This is a genomic window from Runella sp. CRIBMP (genome assembly GCF_009905605.1).
In the GTDB taxonomy this organism is placed as follows: Bacteria; Bacteroidota; Bacteroidia; order Cytophagales; family Spirosomataceae; genus Runella.
On record NZ_JAAAKZ010000008.1, the window covers coordinates 53,775 to 69,242 of the forward strand.

Annotated in this window: 13 protein-coding genes; 4 read left to right on the forward strand and 9 right to left on the reverse strand. The window is 47.7% G+C overall.

Annotated features, from left to right (window positions below; translation table 11 throughout):
* The first annotated feature begins 37 nt into the window (after positions 1 to 37).
* Positions 38 to 3,712, forward strand: a complete 3,675-nt coding sequence (locus tag GVN20_RS18765; RefSeq protein ID WP_166559823.1) for a gliding motility-associated C-terminal domain-containing protein — start codon at positions 38 to 40, stop codon at positions 3,710 to 3,712.
* A gap of 51 nt (positions 3,713 to 3,763) precedes the next feature.
* On the opposite strand, the gene GVN20_RS18770 is transcribed toward GVN20_RS18765, so the two are convergent.
* From GVN20_RS18770 to panC, 5 genes are all read right to left on the reverse strand, one after another.
* A complete protein-coding gene (locus GVN20_RS18770; protein ID WP_114067515.1) occupies positions 3,764 to 4,474 on the reverse strand; it encodes a zinc metallopeptidase in 711 nt (236 codons plus the stop codon).
* A gap of 96 nt (positions 4,475 to 4,570) precedes the next feature.
* Positions 4,571 to 5,056, reverse strand: a complete 486-nt coding sequence (gene rfaE2 / locus GVN20_RS18775; RefSeq protein ID WP_114067514.1) for a D-glycero-beta-D-manno-heptose 1-phosphate adenylyltransferase — start codon at positions 5,054 to 5,056, stop codon at positions 4,571 to 4,573.
* The gene (locus GVN20_RS18780; RefSeq protein WP_166559824.1) at positions 5,049 to 6,092 is read right to left on the reverse strand and encodes a lysylphosphatidylglycerol synthase transmembrane domain-containing protein; all 1,044 of its coding nucleotides are present in this window, start codon (positions 6,090 to 6,092) and stop codon (positions 5,049 to 5,051) included. Before GVN20_RS18780 ends, rfaE2 begins: the two co-directional genes overlap by 8 nt.
* A gap of 10 nt (positions 6,093 to 6,102) precedes the next feature.
* Positions 6,103 to 6,456 (reverse strand): aspartate 1-decarboxylase, encoded by a 354-nt coding sequence (gene panD / locus GVN20_RS18785; protein ID WP_114067512.1) that lies wholly within the window; start codon positions 6,454 to 6,456, stop codon positions 6,103 to 6,105.
* A gap of 147 nt (positions 6,457 to 6,603) precedes the next feature.
* Positions 6,604 to 7,488: a pantoate--beta-alanine ligase gene (gene panC, locus GVN20_RS18790; protein ID WP_166559825.1), complete on the reverse strand. Its 885-nt coding sequence runs from the start codon at positions 7,486 to 7,488 to the stop codon at positions 6,604 to 6,606.
* Between the two features lie 155 nt (positions 7,489 to 7,643).
* Between panC and GVN20_RS18795 the strand changes: the two genes are divergently transcribed.
* Positions 7,644 to 8,750 carry a hypothetical protein gene (locus GVN20_RS18795; RefSeq protein WP_166559826.1) on the forward strand — a complete coding sequence of 369 codons (1,107 nt, stop codon included), beginning with the start codon at positions 7,644 to 7,646 and terminating at the stop codon, positions 8,748 to 8,750.
* Between the two features lie 20 nt (positions 8,751 to 8,770).
* Here the strand turns inward: GVN20_RS18795 and GVN20_RS18800 are convergent, their stop codons facing one another.
* From GVN20_RS18800 to GVN20_RS18815, 4 genes are all read right to left on the reverse strand, one after another.
* Positions 8,771 to 9,754: a metallophosphoesterase gene (locus GVN20_RS18800; protein WP_229599122.1), complete on the reverse strand. Its 984-nt coding sequence runs from the start codon at positions 9,752 to 9,754 to the stop codon at positions 8,771 to 8,773.
* A 16-nt stretch (positions 9,755 to 9,770) separates the two neighbouring features.
* Positions 9,771 to 10,130, reverse strand: coding sequence for a hypothetical protein (locus GVN20_RS18805; RefSeq protein ID WP_166559828.1), 360 nt, complete (start codon positions 10,128 to 10,130; stop codon positions 9,771 to 9,773).
* 85 nt (positions 10,131 to 10,215) lie between these two features.
* Complete coding sequence (locus GVN20_RS18810; protein ID WP_166559829.1) at positions 10,216 to 11,487, reverse strand: M14 family zinc carboxypeptidase; 1,272 nt, start codon at positions 11,485 to 11,487, stop codon at positions 10,216 to 10,218.
* Positions 11,488 to 11,536: 49 nt separating this feature from the next.
* Entirely contained in the window at positions 11,537 to 12,790 is a 1,254-nt protein-coding gene (locus tag GVN20_RS18815) for a glutamate-5-semialdehyde dehydrogenase (protein WP_166559830.1), read from the reverse strand.
* Between the two features lie 228 nt (positions 12,791 to 13,018).
* Between GVN20_RS18815 and GVN20_RS18820 the strand changes: the two genes are divergently transcribed.
* Both GVN20_RS18820 and GVN20_RS18825 read left to right on the forward strand, forming a co-directional pair.
* Positions 13,019 to 13,387, forward strand: coding sequence for a BlaI/MecI/CopY family transcriptional regulator (locus GVN20_RS18820; protein WP_114067508.1), 369 nt, complete (start codon positions 13,019 to 13,021; stop codon positions 13,385 to 13,387).
* On the forward strand, positions 13,384 to 15,459 hold the full coding sequence (locus GVN20_RS18825) for a M56 family metallopeptidase (protein ID WP_166559831.1): 2,076 nt from the start codon (positions 13,384 to 13,386) through the stop codon (positions 15,457 to 15,459). Before GVN20_RS18820 ends, GVN20_RS18825 begins: the two co-directional genes overlap by 4 nt.
* Positions 15,460 to 15,468 lie beyond the last annotated feature (9 nt).

The window sequence follows — 15,468 nt, forward strand, 5'->3', positions numbered from 1 at the left end:
CTTCGTAATTTAAAAGCTGCATTTTCGTTTTTTCTGTATGAAGCAAATTTTACGTATTACCTTACTATTTCTGGGAATTACTGGTGGGCTGATGGCGCAGAATTCCGCCGCGGTTCGGTTTGTGCGAAATCAGGGACAGTGGGAGGCCGCCGTGCGCTATTGCGCCGAAATACCGGGAGGGTATTTGCTGCTGAAAGAAAAATCGCTGATGTATGTCTTCTTTGAAGAAGAGGCGCTGAAGAGTGTTCACGCCCGAAAAGGTGCGCCCAATGCCCGCAAAACAGGTGCGTTAAACGGGCACGCCGTGGAAGTGCTTTTTGAGGGGGCAAATCCTACGTTTAATGTAGAAGAACAACACAAAAATCCCGCCACATATAACTACTTTTTGGGCAATGACCCCAACCGTTGGGCGTCCAATGTGGCGTCGTTTGGTGAAGTAATTTACCGTGATGTGTATCCCGGTATCGACTTCAAAATGTACGCCTTTCGGCAAACGCTCAAATATGAATTTTTGGTGGCCCCCAATGCCGATGCTTCGCGTATTAAAATGCGCTATGTGGGCAGCAAAGAGCTAAAACTGGTCAACAACGAGCTGGCCGTGGCCACCACGGTCAATCAATTCAAGGAAGCGAAGCCTTACACGTACCAAGAAATCAATCAACGTAGCAAGGAAGTAGCTACGCAGTACCGGCTAGAGGGAGAATATCTTTCGTTTGATTTTCCCAAAGGCTATGACCGTTCGGCCCCGTTGACCATTGACCCAGAACTGGTTTTTTCGACTTTTTCGGGTTCTTACGCCAATAACTTTGGCCACGCCGCTACCTACGATACACAGGGAAATTTGTACTCGGTGGGCACGACTCACTCTCTAGGGGTTTTTCCCACCACGGCGGGGGCGTTTCAAAGACAAGTAGGTGGGCCTGGAAATCAAGTAGACATTGGACTGCTTAAATTCAGTCCCGATGGTACGCGTTTATTGTATGGCACGTACATTGGTGGTTCTGATTGTGACGTGCCTCATAGCATGATTGTGAACAACAAGGATGAATTAGTGATTTTTGGAACGACATCATCCCTTAATTTTCCGCTTACTTCGGGCGCTTTTCAAACCCGTTTTGGGGGCGGAACTCCCGTGATGCCCCTCGGTGGATTTGAGTTCAACAACGGTATGGATATTTTTGTCCTGAAATTAAATTCTACGGGGAGTGTGCTGACGGGCAGCACCTACGTGGGCGGAAACGGTAGCGATGGATACAGCCGTACGCCTGATTTTACGTTGGCCAATTACGGAGATGAATTTCGGGGAGAAGTAGTGGTCGATGATAAAGACAACGTCTACGTAGCTACTTCGACTAATTCCTCTAATTTTCCGTTGATGAATGCGCCAGGCAATCAATACGGTGGCCGTCAGGATGCGGTCGTGTTCAAATTGAGTTCCGATCTGAAAACGATGCTCATGAGTACGTATTTGGGTGGAACTTCAGCCGATGCGGCGTACGGAATCAAGTGGGCTCCCTCGGGAGCGGTGTACGTGACGGGAGTAACCCGAAGTTCTAATTTGCCCGTAAAAACAGGTGCTTTTAAAAAAGCCCTTTCAGGGTTGGAAGATGGTTTTCTGGCTAAATTCGCCAATGACCAATTGGCCCAAATTACTTATTTGGGTACCGATAGCTCAGATGTTGGTTATTTGGTGGATGTAGATGCCGAAGAGAATGCCCACGTTTTTGGAATTACAAACGGTAAATATCCCGCTACGGCGGGTACTTACAATGTGGCAAACGCGGGCCAATTTGTTCATGCACTTGATAAAAACCTTGCCCAAACGGTATTTTCAACCACCATCGGCTCTACGCGCGGGCGTCCGGACATTGCCCCGACGGCTTTTTTGGTCAATGAGTGCGGCAATATTTATCTTGCTGGATGGGGAGGGGTGGTAAACAGTCGAAATGGATACATCGCATCAAGCAATACCGCTGGGTTGCCTACCACCGAAGACGCCTTCCGGCGCACCACCACGGGAAGCAATTTCTACGTTGCTATTCTGGAAAAAGGGGCGAAATCGTTGCTTTACGGTACATTTATCGGCAGTACCGTTACCAGTACAGACGGAGATCATGTGGATGGAGGAACCAGCCGATTTGCCAAAAACGGCGTTATTTACCACGCAACCTGTGTATGTCGAATGGCTAATTTTCCATCTACGCCCAATGTTTGGGCGATAAATAATAACAGTTCCGATTGCAACAACGCGGCTTTTAAGTTTGACATTGACCGCATGAAGGCCGATTTTGATACTTACGAAGGGTCAACTAAAGGCGTTGTGTCTGGATGCGCTCCCCTCACGCTGGATTTTATTAATACCAGTGTGGGTGGAAGAACTTACAATTGGGACGTACAGGGTAACAACATCTCGCGAGACCCCGTTAAAGCAACCTATACCTTTAATCAACCTGGTGAATACCGCGTTACATTGCGGATATTCAATCCGTTGGTGTGTAGAGGTCAGGATGTGGTGACCAAGATTATCAAAGTGGGCGTTTCAAAGGCCAAAGCGAGTGGCGATACCACTGTTTGTGCCAATGTGGGCGTGCCGCTTTTTGCCCAGGGTGGCATCAAGTATTCATGGAGCCCAGCGGCGGGTTTAAGCAATCCCAACATTGCAAATCCCATCGCAAAAGTCAACGCTACTACGCAATTTATCTGTACCGTTACCGATTCTAATTGTACCGTCAAACGCAACGTGACGGTTACTGTAAATAATAACAAACCTGATTTTCAGGCTTTAAAAGATACCACGATATGTGTTGGTCAAAGTGCGGTTTTGACGGCCTTGGGCAGTGCCACTCGTTACCGTTGGAGTCCTGCATTGACCTTGAGTGATTCTGTTGGAACACGCATCGTTGCCAAACCTGCCCAAACGACTACGTACACCGTAACGGGGGTTTACGCCGATGGTTGTTTACCCCAAAAAAGCGTAACGGTCAAGATTGAAGATACCAAAACGGATTTCAGGGTCGTGCCGGATACCATTATCTGTGCAGGGCAGAGTGTACAACTCCTTGCGCAGGGAGGAGCAACCAAATTTACGTGGCTGCCTTCGCCGACTTTATCGGATGTTACAATTCGTAACCCAGTGGCGAAACCTACCCAAACGACTACTTACACCGTGACGGGTACGTACCCCGACGGGTGCACCCCCGTGCGAACCATCACCGTCAATGTAGAGCAAGGGCCGCAAAATGTGCGCTTCGAAATAGCACCTATTTACGTCTGTGGACAACCCACTACGTTGCAGTATTTTAATCGAACCTCTGGTAATGCAAAATTTGAGTGGGATTTGGGGAATGGTACGCGCAGCACCAACGCTACCCCTGCGATTGCTACTTATACCCAAAACGGCACCTATCAGGTGACGCTCAGCGCTTTTTCAGCCTATGGTTGTACCACCTCTGTGACACAGACGGTGTCGGTATTGAACTTAGATAAGATTCCTAACGTCATCACCCCCAACGGTGACGGCAAAAACGACACGTTCATCATTGGAATTCCCAACGCCCAACTGGAAGTATTTAACCGGTGGGGAAAGCAAGTGTATAGCAATGCTAATTATCCCGATGATTGGGGCAAAGGGGTTTTGAATGGCACGTACTTCTACCAATTAAAAGTAACGCCTACGGTTCAGTGCAAAGGCTGGGTACAGGTCATAGAATAAAAAAAGCGGCTTTCGGGCCGCTTTTTTTATTGTGTTTTTAAGTAATCTCCATTAGTCGTCGCTTCTTCTTCCGAGCAACATACTAGCGTAATACATCAGGTTGGCCAGGGCGCCCAATGCCGCTACTACGTAGGTCATGGCGGCCCACCACAGTGCGTCTTTGGCCATAACGTGCTCGTTGCGGTTTACGATGCCGCGCTGCTCTACCCACGCCAAAGCCCGACGGCTGGCGTCAAATTCTACCGGAAGGGTAATCAAAGCAAAGAGCGTTACCCCCAAGTTGGCAACGACCAAAACGGTCAAGAGGGTGGTACTCACGATTCCTTGGTTGTAGAATATAAACCCGCCAATAAACAGCATTGCCATGTTGAACATATTGAGGATATTGCTGCATACCTGCACCACAGGAACTAACGCCGAGCGCATTTTCAGCGGCGCGTAAGCCACTTTATGCTGTACTGCGTGGCCGCATTCGTGGGCTGCCACGGCCGCCGCCGAAACGTTGCGCCCATGATACACATCGGCGCTCAGGTTGACGGTTTTATCAACGGGGTTGTAGTGGTCGGTGAGCATTCCTTCTACCTGAGTAATACGCACATCGTAGATTCCGTTGTCGCGCAACATGCGGTCGGCGATTTCGGCCCCGCTCATTCCGTTCATCAATCCCACCTGCGAGTACTCCGTAAATTTGCTTTTCAGACGCCACTGGACAAACATCCCAATGACCATGAATACGATACCAATAAGAATTAAACCTCCCATTTTTGTTTCTTAGATTTATTGATTTTAGGTTGATTAATGGATTTTTGTATCTATCAACAAGAACATAAAACCGTCAAAATCTACTTAAAATCAGGGTTAATAGCCTTTTTTTATCTTCTCAATAAGTAAAGAAGTAGAATAACCTTGAACCAACGGAACGGTTAATACTTCTCCTCCTCTTTCAACGACAAAATCCGCGCCAACGATATTTTGGGGGGTATAATCATCGCCTTTTACCAAAATATCAGGACAAATTGTCTGAATCAGCTCCAGAGGAGTGGGCTCACCGAACAAAATGACAGCATCCACAAACTCCAACGCGGCCATCAAACGTGCTCTGGCGTACTCATTGACCACTGGGCGCAGTGGTCCTTTCAGTTTGCTGACCGAGGCATCGGTGTTTAGGCCCAGCACCATTTTGTGGCCGAGATTGCGGGCCTTTTCTAAATAGTCGATATGCCCTAAATGGACAATATCAAAGCAACCATTGGTGAAAACAATTTTTTTACCCTCTGCTTGCCATGCGCGAGCGGCTGCGGCGCCAGCTTCCCATGACATAATTTTGTCGGCAGTATTAGACATTTTTGTTTGAAATAGAATGTGAAAGTGAAGTTTGACTTTCGGCTTTGGGACTTTTGACCAAGGTGATAATGAACGAAATACCGCCTAACAACAACATCAGAATCATTTGGGTACCGTGAATGTAGGTGGCCAATGCCAGCCCATTTTCTTTGGATAATCCGTACAGTACCAGCGCGCTACTGACCAGAATATGGTACGGCCCAATTCCACCCTGTACAGGTGCCGACATTCCCAATCCGCTCATAATCAGAACAGTCAATCCCGCCAAAAGGGTAAGGTGGGACGATTCGGGGAGCACAAAAAAGCAAACGTAAGAACTGAGCAGGTACATTGTCCAAATCAAAACCGTGTGAAAAACAAACGCCCACGGATTACGAAGTTTACGAACACTCAAGAGTCCTTCCACTAATCCCAGCACAAATCCTTCGATTTTAGCAAAAAGAGAATTCTGACGCAGCCGTTCGGCGTTGTTACGATAAAACCACCAAGCCGCTACCGCAATGCCTATTCCCAATACGGCCACGCCGCCCAAAAGGACTATTCGTCCCGAGCCGTTGCCCGAGCCCATTCCCAATTTTTCGCCGAAAAGGCTCATGAAAAAATCGCTCAATCGGTTGAATTCCAGTATGAAAGCCAAGCCAATGAGCGCTAGAAGGCTAATCACATCAAATACCCGCTCGGCTACTACCGTTCCAAAGCTGACATTGACGGGCACACGCTCTAGCCGATTGAGCGTGCCACACCGCGTCACCTCTCCCGCGCGGGGAATGAGTTGGTTGGCAAAATAACCCGTAAATACCGCCACGGTGGAGTCAAATGAAGAGGGTTTAAACCCTAGCGGCTCAAGCAACATATTCCAGCGGTAGGCCCGACTCCAAGCGGCAATGATGGTAAAGAGTGTAACCAGAATGAGCCACCAATGATTGGCATTTTCGAATTTAGCCCACATAGCGGCCAAATCCATGTCTTTAAAAACGTACCACATCAAGCCACCCGCAATGGCCAGCGAAAGACAATATTTAAGGATATTTTTCATGGATAAATGGCTAACTACCAACTATTTTATTGTTTTCGTCAGGGAAAACGACTTTGGGTTTAAACGTTTTTGCTTCTTCCTGAGTCATCATGCCGTACGAAATAATGATGACTACATCACCTACTTGCGCTTTGCGGGCAGCTGCGCCGTTGAGGCAAATAATGCCTGTACCGCGCTCACCCTTAATGACATACGTAATGAGTCGTTCGCCGTTGTTATTGTTGACTACGTGCACTTGTTCATTTTCCAGAATACCTGCGGCATCCATCAGGTCTTCGTCAATCGTAATGCTCCCAACGTAGTTTAATTCGGCCTGAGTGACCTTAACGCGGTGGATTTTTGATTTGAATAATGTGACAAACATCTTGAGAAAAGTTATTAATCAGTGGTAAACCGTTGAGAAAATGTTTGTAAAACAATGTCTCGGCTCTCTTGCTGAAAATGAGTGATAAGCTAAATGTCTATGTGGTTAATCACCTGAAAAACGGCTAATCGGGGGGCAAAGTTCACGTTAAAAAACCACATTATCAATCAGACGCACTTTTCCCAAATGAGCGGCAATGCAAAGCGCTGTTTGCCCTGTATCGGCCATTGCCTCGATGGTTTGAAGTGAATGGGCGTCCACAATCTCAAAATACTCCAATCGAAAGGCGGGTTGTTGCTCAAAATGCGCGCTGATTGCTCGTTTCACTTCAGCAGGGGTACGGCCCGAAAGCAACAACGATTTGGCTAGGCTTAATCCTTTAAAAATATGCGGAGCAATGGCGCGCTCTTCCGTCGTGAGGTTTCGATTGCGGGACGACATCGCCAGTCCGTCCAACTCGCGGAGGGTGGGGCAGGGGTGAAGTTCAATCTGAAACCCCAAATCAATCATCATCCGGCGGACTATAGCCACTTGTTGTAAGTCTTTTTGGCCAAAGTAGGTCCGGTCGGGCTGAACGATATTGAACAACTTAGACACCACAATTCCGACTCCGTTGAAATGCCCAGGCCGAAATTGCCCTTCCATTACGTGCTCCAGTGCGCCAAAATCGAATTTTAAAATGGGTTTAGAATAAGCGTTTGACAGTTTTGAACCCTCGGACGCTGTCGCTTTTCCGTACATCTCTTCCGCCGACGGTGCAAACACCGCATCACAACCGGCGGGAGCGAGCATCGCACAGTCGGCTCCGAGGGTGCGGGGATAACGGGCGAGGTCGTCGGGATTATTGAATTGAATCGGATTGACAAAAATACTGCAAATGCTAAGGTCATTTTGCGCCTTGGAGGCTTCGATGAGCGACAAATGTCCTTCGTGCAATGCCCCCATGGTGGGTACAAATCCGACGGTCTTGCCTTGTTGGCGTTGTACACGCAAGTAAGAGCGGAGGTCGGCGATGGAATGAAAAATATGCATTACGCTTCCTGAAATTTTGGACAAAGCTACATAATTACCCATTACGAAGTTGGCGTATGGCCAACCTCTTGAAAAACGAGGGGTAAAATCAGTATATTTGCTCAGCTGAGAATGATGTTCGGCAGCCTCCTAAACTCTGCTTAAACAAATAAAAAATGAAAGTTTTTATTAGCATATTCTTTCTCATTATGGGCAATGCCTACGCCCAAGAATGCAATGAAGCGGCATTGCTTATAACCCCTGGCAAATGGCTAGAAGGCATGAAAGGCTCTACATCGGGAGTTTTGGCGGCTGACCTAGCAAAAGAGAGAATTGTCGTCGATAATCTACACAAAATGATGCTGCAAAGCTACCGTCCTTTAGGCGTAGATGCCCACTACAATGGGGCCTATTATGCCACTCGCAGTGACTATCAATGGGTAAATGAATACAGCTATAATTTGCGGGTTTTGCCCTATTACTGTAGCGGAACCACCGTGGCGAAGGCGCACGAGACCTCAACGAGCCTCACCATTGCAGCCAACGTGATTACGTTTGGCGTTGACGTGTACGAACCTTATACGGATTCTTCGCCTTGGGACAATGGATTTCGTTCAATTCGTCAGTTACCTGCTGAAAAAGACGGCTTGTATTACCATGTCGAAGAAACTAGCATTGGTTTTGGCCGAATAGGGCAGCAACATACGTGGCTTATCACCCGCGACGGTCAATTGCCGTTTTTGCTGGTGAGTAAAAAGGAATTTCTGGAACGCAAAAAACAGAAGCTTTTGAAGGGATTGGAAGAAGAAAAAGCCATGGCGAGCCGAAATGCCGAGAGCCGCGAAACTGAGCGCAAGCTGATGGAAAAGCAATACAGCAATGACCCTGTGAAACTACAAAAATACCTTAAAAACCAGTATGAATATTTTAAAGCCCAGGACCGAGAAAATCTGGCGAGAACCGAAAAGAATTTTCTAAATGCGGTTGCCAAAGTGGAAGAATTGCTAAAAATGCCCGCTGATGAATTGAACAAACCCGCCATTGTAAAGCAAGACCCTCACGATTTTTTGTCGCATCTTTTTATCAATGCTACCGACGCTTATCCTGATATTTTGATTAAGCCGAACCCTAATTATTTTGACAGAAAACTCCCCCGAACTTCGCCGCAGTTTATTTCGGTGGTTATTGTTGGTAATCACAAAGACCCCATGATGATACAAGCCATGGCAGGGCTACAAAAAGCGGTAGATTTCGCTAAATTGAAGGGAATGTTGGGGAAATAACGTATTTCCCCAACCCGCTTTTAGCGGGTTTGTGGCACAAATTCTATCTTCAAGTAAGCCCCCGTCGCGTTGGGATTGGTGACGATTTGGGGTAAACCGTTGACTACATCTAGTGATTGGTTGTGGGTGTGTCCTGCAAATACTCCTAGCAGGTTTGGCGCTTTCATTACTTCTTTATGAAAAGCCATGGTTACTTCGGTATGTCCGGCTTCTGGCCACCTCTGACGACGTTCGAGCTCGTGATTTCGGTCTTTTTTGGCACTCCATTCGGGATGCCCACACCCGAAGCCCATGCCTCTTTCGGGCGCATACAGGGGAATATGAACCATCAAAACTAAGGGTTTTCCCGTGGCAACTTCTTTACGGAAAAATGCCAACTGCTCGGGCAATATTTCGTAAATAGAATTGTCGATAACGACAAAACGAACGCCGTTAACTTCGCGCACGGTCATCAGTGGGTTTTCGCCCTGATAGAGCGGAGAAAGGCGCTTTTTTGTCCACGTATCGCGCAGCTCCGTTGCCGAGCCCGACATTCCTTCGTAGTGCCAATCGTGGTTCCCTGCGGTATAGACGTAGGGCAAATTGACCGTTTTTAATTGTTGACTTACCCAATCGACGGCGGCTTCGGAAGGAAAACTCATGATGTCGCCAATGAGTGCCACCAACGAAACCTTTTCTTTTTGGGCAATGGCCAGTGTTTCCTGAAAGCATTTTTCTGGATTTGTCGGCTCACCCGTCTGAAAATGCTTCGTTTGGTTGTAGGCTTTGGCCATGCGGGCGCTATATTGTCGGTAAGGTTCTCCCCGCGCATCATCAATGAACAGGTGCGTGTCGGCCACAAATAGAATACTAAAACGCTCGCGAATGGCGGAGTTGAAGAAACGCACCCGGTTGGTATCAATGGCAAAAGTGCCTCGGTCCGAAAGCGTTGATTGGGTGGTATTTTTAGCACGAATGGCTAAAGGTGCCAAGGCGAGAGATGAAAGCAGTGTTCGTCTTTTCATGGTTAATGTCATAGAATTATTTTTTATGAATGAACCAAGCCCATAAAATAAACACAAATTGCAGGGGTAAGCGAATCAGCGCCATTTGATGACTGCCGATGGCGGGATTTTCTTTGAATACATCAACGATGTGCAATGGCAGAAACAGTAACATCAGCACGAGAATCCCGAGGGTAGACTGGGAGCGAAAGGCTGGAATAAAAACACCGATCCCCACGATGATTTCGGCTATTCCTGATAGATAGTTGATGGCCTCGCCTGGTAAAAAACTCGGAATAAAAGGAAGGTACATTTCGGGCTTTAGGAAGTGATTCACGCCCCCAAAAATCATGAATGCACCGAATAAGTACGTCAGGATGAGTTTTAGTATTTTCATTTTTAATGGTAAAAGGTTTAGGAATAAATAAAATGCGGTGGGTTGCTTAAATCCACCGCACCAATTTTTTTGCATTTTAAAACAACTATAAACTTTTCAAAAATCCGCTTTCGACTTTCCAGCTTTTCTTGTCAGAACGAAGCTCAAAATTGCCTCGATCACCCAATCTTAACACGAGCGGCTTGCCTTTAGCGTCGATGATCATAGCGCCTTGGGCGTCGAGCTCATCAATGCCGTAGAAGACCGACAAATCCCCAAAATCTTCGATGCTACTGCGGTAACTGAACGCGGTGGCGTCGGCGTTGTTGACCTCGTTGCGGTTAATGGCCACATCAACGGTGTAGGTTTGGCCGTTTAATTCAGTTTTGGCATTACGAATGATGAGGTCGTAGTGGTTACGCGCGTTTTGCGGGATTTTCTCGTAATCGTTTCGATTTTCGCGGGCATAAGTGCCATCAGCGATGGATTCCAGCGCGGTCAAAATGGCGACGAAATTCATTTTGCGCAGATACTGCTTTTCGGGGTCATTTTTGTATCCGCCTGATTCAATCAACACCAAACTGGTGCCCCACTTGGCGATGTTGTCGCCAAAGGCGCGTGGTTCAAACTCATCCGAATAACGAGCTACCTGGTTGGGGACAAATTTCTGCAATTCACGGTTCATGCCCACAATCAACTGCATGGCGCGCTCACGAACAGAATTGATGGTACGCTCTTCGTTGTAGGCCGTTGCCAAAAACGAAATTGCGGCTACTTCTTTCGACTCACCTACGCTGTAGCGTGGGCTTTGGTCGTGGAGATTGAAACCCACCGCCGGTTTAAGGGTTTGCTGAAGATGTTTGAGCAATTTTGATTCGGGGCATTGCAACCGCAACGCGTCGCGGTTCATGTCAATTTCTTGCGCGGTGCGGCGTTGCCAACGCTCCACGCCGTCGGGGTTGAGCATCGGAACGAAATAGAGCGTACTTTTTTCCTGAAGTTTTTTTCGCAAATCGTCAAAGCCATCGCCGCTTGCGTTCAGAAAATTGAAAATATCCAGCATCGCCATCGTGGCCGTGGCTTCGTCGCCGTGCATCTGCGACCACAGCAAAACGGGAGGGGCGCCCTTGCCGTATTTTAATTGGAAGATTGAACGACCCTCAAACGATTTACCCGCTTCGGTGACGGTAAAGTTTGGGTTGGCTTTGGCATTGTCGATGAGGGGAACCAAATGACGATGCTTAAAAGCCCGGCGCTCGGCGACGCTTTTTTCTTTGAACATCTCGTGCGCGTCGAAAAGGCGCTGTGATAGGTTGTTTTGGGCAAAAATGGTTTCAGACATACAAAAAAAAGAAACCACCAACAAAAGGTGTTTCATGTGGGCTTTAGGGTTTAACGTAAGGTTATATACAAAGTAACAGGATTCTTTACCACCGCACCTGTCCATCACCCACAACCACCCATTTCTCCGTCACCAATTTTTCTAAGGCAAACGGGCCCCGGGCGTGAAGTTTTTGGGTCGAAATACCGATTTCAGCGCCGAGTCCAAACACCCCACCGTCGGTAAAGCGCGTGGATGCATTGGCATACACGGCAGCGGCATCTACTTCATTGAGAAAACGGTCAATGGCGGATTGATTTTGGGAAACAATGGCCTCAGAGTGGCGTGATGAATAATTTTGAATGTGCGAAAGGGCTTCATCCAGACCATCTACGATTTTTACCGCTATTTTGTAATCCAGAAATTCTCGCCCAAAATCCTGCGGTTGAGCGTGTTGGAGCATGGGATATTGCATTTTCTCAAATAAAGGATAGGACTCATCGTCCGCAAATACTTCGACGTTCCATTGGATAAAATCGTCTTTGAGCATCGGCAAAAAAGTAGTCGCAATGGCTTTGTCAACAATCACGCAATCCATCGAATTACAAACCGACGGACGTGATACACGCGCATTAACTACAATGTCGCGGGCTTTGGTCAAATCGGCCGTAGTTTCTACATAACCATGACAAACCCCTGCGCCCGTTTCGATGGTGGGAATCAGTGAGTTTTTACGCACAAACTGAATCAATGATTCTGAACCACGAGGAATGATAATATCAACATAGCGCGTAGCCGTGAGCAATTCCATCACAAATTGGCGGTCGGTTGGGAGCAACATCACCGCGTTGGTGTCTATGCCGTTTTCTTGCAATGCTTGGTGAATCAGGCCCACCAAACAACGATTGGAGAAATCGGCTTCTTTACCGCCTTTGAGCACGCACGCGTTGCCCGAGCGCAGGCACAGCGCGGCTACGTCTACGGTTACGTTGGGGCGCGATTCAAAAATCGCTCCCACCACGCCGAGCGGCACGGCTATTTTTTTGAGTTTGAGTCCCTGTTCAATTTCCCGCTCAAACAACACCTGTCCCGATGGGTCGGGCAATTGCGCCACGTCGCGCAGGCTGTCGGCCAAGCCCTGTATACGTTTTTCGTTGAGAAATAAACGGTCTTTTTTTGGGTCTTTGTCTGGCATACGCTCCATATCTTTTTGGTTTTCAGTCATGATATGGGCTTGGTTTTCAATCAATATGTCAGCCAAACGATTCAGGAGGGCCGTTTTTTGCTCACTGGTCAAACGGCGCACTTGGGCCGCCGCTTGTTGCGTAGCTTGGAGTTGGGGAACAATCGTGGTGGTCATTTTTTTAGTCGTAAAAGCTAACGATGAACGAATAACTGGTTAGCTATTTTAGGACTGTAAAATTGGGCAAAAAAGCCGCAAAACCCAAACTTGGCAAGTTTAAGAAACTGGCTAAGTTTTATCTACGAAATATTTCGTATAAAAAATTTGGTATTACGAAAGTCTTCGTATATGTTTGTTACGAAATTATTCGTAGATTAAATAAATGCTTAACAGCATGACAAAACCATGAAACCAACCGATTCTGAACTCGAAATTTTGCAGGTGCTTTGGCAAGAAGGTCCCTGCACCGTGCGGCAGGTGAATGAGCGCCTCGCCCAAAACAAAGATGTGGGCTACACCACTACGCTTAAACTGATGCAGATTATGCACGAAAAAGGCCTTTTGACGCGTTTGGAAGAAGCACGGTCGCACGTGTACGCTGCCAATGTCAGCGAAGAAGAAACGCAATCGACCTTACTCGAACGCTTTGTCGACACGGCCTTTCGCGGCTCGGCCAGCAAACTGGTCATGCACGCTTTGGGCAATCACAAAGCTACTCCTGCCGAACTCGACGAAATTCGTAAACTCTTAGACCAAATCGAAAAACAGCCATGAAACTTTTCTCATTATCTTCAGAACCCATCATTCAGGCCTTTGGCTGGATGCTCCTCCACGCCGTTTGGCAGGGATTTGCCATCGCTTTAGTGGCTGCTGGAATCTTATTTTTGCTGCGTCGGAAGGCAAGTTATAGTCGTTATTGGACGAGTATTGGTGCGCTTGCGTTGCAAGTAGCGGCCTCGGTGACCACATTTGCGTTGTATTATCAACCTCGGGTATTGCAGGCGTCTCTTCCTAAAGTGACCCAATTTGCGCAGCCTTTGATGGCAAAAGGCTCGCAAGTGATGATTTCCTTGCCTTGGTACAAACAGACTTTGTGGTTTTTGCAGAGCCATCTGGAGACCATCGTGCTGTTTTGGGTCATTGGTGCATCGGTATTGTTGTTGCGTCTGGTTGGGAGTTGGGTGTATGTACAACAACTGAAGGCTGAAGGGATTCGACTGACCGAATCGGGCATTCAAGAGATGTTTCGGCGGATTGCCACTGCACTCAACATTCGCTCAACCGTGCACTTGTTTGAGTCGGTACGGGTGAGCACGCCCGTGGTCATTGGCTTTATTCGCCCCGTCGTTTTGCTTCCCGTTGGGCTAGCGACTGGATTGAGTGTTAAGCAAATTGAGGCGATTTTGGCGCATGAATTGGCCCACGTGAAGCGTTACGACTATTTGGTCAATCTCCTGCAATCGTTGGTTGAGGTGGTTTATTTCTTCCATCCCGCGTTGTGGTGGGTGTCGTCGCGGGTGCGCATTGAGCGTGAGCATTGCTGCGACGACGTAGCGATTGAGGTTTGTGGCGACAAGGTGGCCTTTGCCCGGGCGTTGGCCGAAGTGGAGGCGTTTCGTCAGTCGCCCGCGTTGGCCATGGCCTTTGCGTCCAAAAGAGGGGTGATGTTGCAACGTGTGCGCAGGGTACTGGGGGTTCCCGAAAAACCGCACCGGAGAATGAACCCCAATGCGTTGGTATTGCTCGTACTGTTGGTATTTGGGGTGTCGGTGTATGCGTTTCAACCGCAAGATAAGCCTAAGGCACCCAAAACCAAGAATATCAGCCATACATCCAAAGACGCAAAAATTGAATTGGATGAAAATGGAAAACTCACAAAAGTGACGTGGAAACAACGCCCATTAGCCGCGAAGGAAGTGGTTGAATTGCAGAAATTAAAAGAGAAGCTTGACAATGGAGAGATAACGCTTGAAAATATCAAAAATGCGGAACAAAAAGCCATTTTAGCTCGTCTTACCGATGTAGAAACTGGACTTCATCAAGGAATGGCGGCCTTGGCAAACGGACTTTCTCACATCGATTTTGAAAATATAAGTATTACAGATGACCAATTGGATGCCATATCTGAACAGGCATTGGCTGATGCTCAACCCATTGTTGACGCCATTGCGGTTGCTTTTTCTGATACCATTGATGAACGTAAAATGCAGTATCATCACCGAAGAATGGACAGCCTCAACCGATTGATGGAGCCTCAACACCAAAAAATGGAAGCCCTTCGGTTGGAGATGGAGCAGCATGAATTCAAAACCAGCGAGTTGGAACGGAAAATGGAGGTGTTGGAATGGAAAAAGAACAAGGCTGCCGATGAACGAAACCAAGTGCTCGAAAAACGAAATAAGGTGATGTACCAAGAAGGGCAAAAAGTAAAAAAATCAGCGGCCGAAGTTGAAAAGGAAATCGACGAGTTGGAAAACCAAATCAAGCAGCGCGAAACACAGATGCAGCAGTTGAATCAACAACTGGGAGAGTTGCGGCTCCAACTAAAAACGGTTCGCAAACCCGTGGAGGAACTGGAAAATCAAATGCGGGAATTGGAAGAACTCAACGAGAAGTATTCACGCGAAATAGACTTTCACGCTGTAGAAATGAGTCGTGCCTATCCGCCGCCGCCGCCACCCGTTGAGCCAGCGAGAGCAAGAGTGCCCCGCAAGGTATCACCACCGCCGCCGCCAGCCGAGCCTGCACCGCGCGTTGGTACTCAAACACCCAAGGCGGTACGGTCTCCAGTGAGGGTAGGACAACCCGTGGGTCCTGTCACTCCTACACCGTCTAGAAAAAAATAAACGTCTAGC

Bases quoted from the DNA above. Each gene is read 5' to 3' on its own strand.
- GVN20_RS18780 (WP_166559824.1), bottom strand. From the start codon at position 6,092: ATGAAAAATATCCTTAAATATTGTCTTTCGCTGGCCATTGCGGGTGGC.
- rfaE2 (WP_114067514.1), bottom strand. From the start codon at position 5,056: ATGTCTAATACTGCCGACAAAATTATGTCATGGGAAGCTGGCGCCGCA.
- GVN20_RS18820 (WP_114067508.1), top strand. From the start codon at position 13,019: ATGAAACCAACCGATTCTGAACTCGAAATTTTGCAGGTGCTTTGGCAA.
- GVN20_RS18765 (WP_166559823.1), top strand. From the start codon at position 38: ATGAAGCAAATTTTACGTATTACCTTACTATTTCTGGGAATTACTGGT.
- GVN20_RS18800 (WP_229599122.1), bottom strand. From the start codon at position 9,754: ATGAAAAGACGAACACTGCTTTCATCTCTCGCCTTGGCACCTTTAGCC.
- panD (WP_114067512.1), bottom strand. From the start codon at position 6,456: ATGTTTGTCACATTATTCAAATCAAAAATCCACCGCGTTAAGGTCACT.
- GVN20_RS18815 (WP_166559830.1), bottom strand. From the start codon at position 12,790: ATGACCACCACGATTGTTCCCCAACTCCAAGCTACGCAACAAGCGGCG.
- GVN20_RS18810 (WP_166559829.1), bottom strand. From the start codon at position 11,487: ATGAAACACCTTTTGTTGGTGGTTTCTTTTTTTTGTATGTCTGAAACC.
- GVN20_RS18825 (WP_166559831.1), top strand. From the start codon at position 13,384: ATGAAACTTTTCTCATTATCTTCAGAACCCATCATTCAGGCCTTTGGC.
- GVN20_RS18770 (WP_114067515.1), bottom strand. From the start codon at position 4,474: ATGGGAGGTTTAATTCTTATTGGTATCGTATTCATGGTCATTGGGATG.
- GVN20_RS18805 (WP_166559828.1), bottom strand. From the start codon at position 10,130: ATGAAAATACTAAAACTCATCCTGACGTACTTATTCGGTGCATTCATG.
- panC (WP_166559825.1), bottom strand. From the start codon at position 7,488: ATGCATATTTTTCATTCCATCGCCGACCTCCGCTCTTACTTGCGTGTA.
- GVN20_RS18795 (WP_166559826.1), top strand. From the start codon at position 7,644: ATGAAAGTTTTTATTAGCATATTCTTTCTCATTATGGGCAATGCCTAC.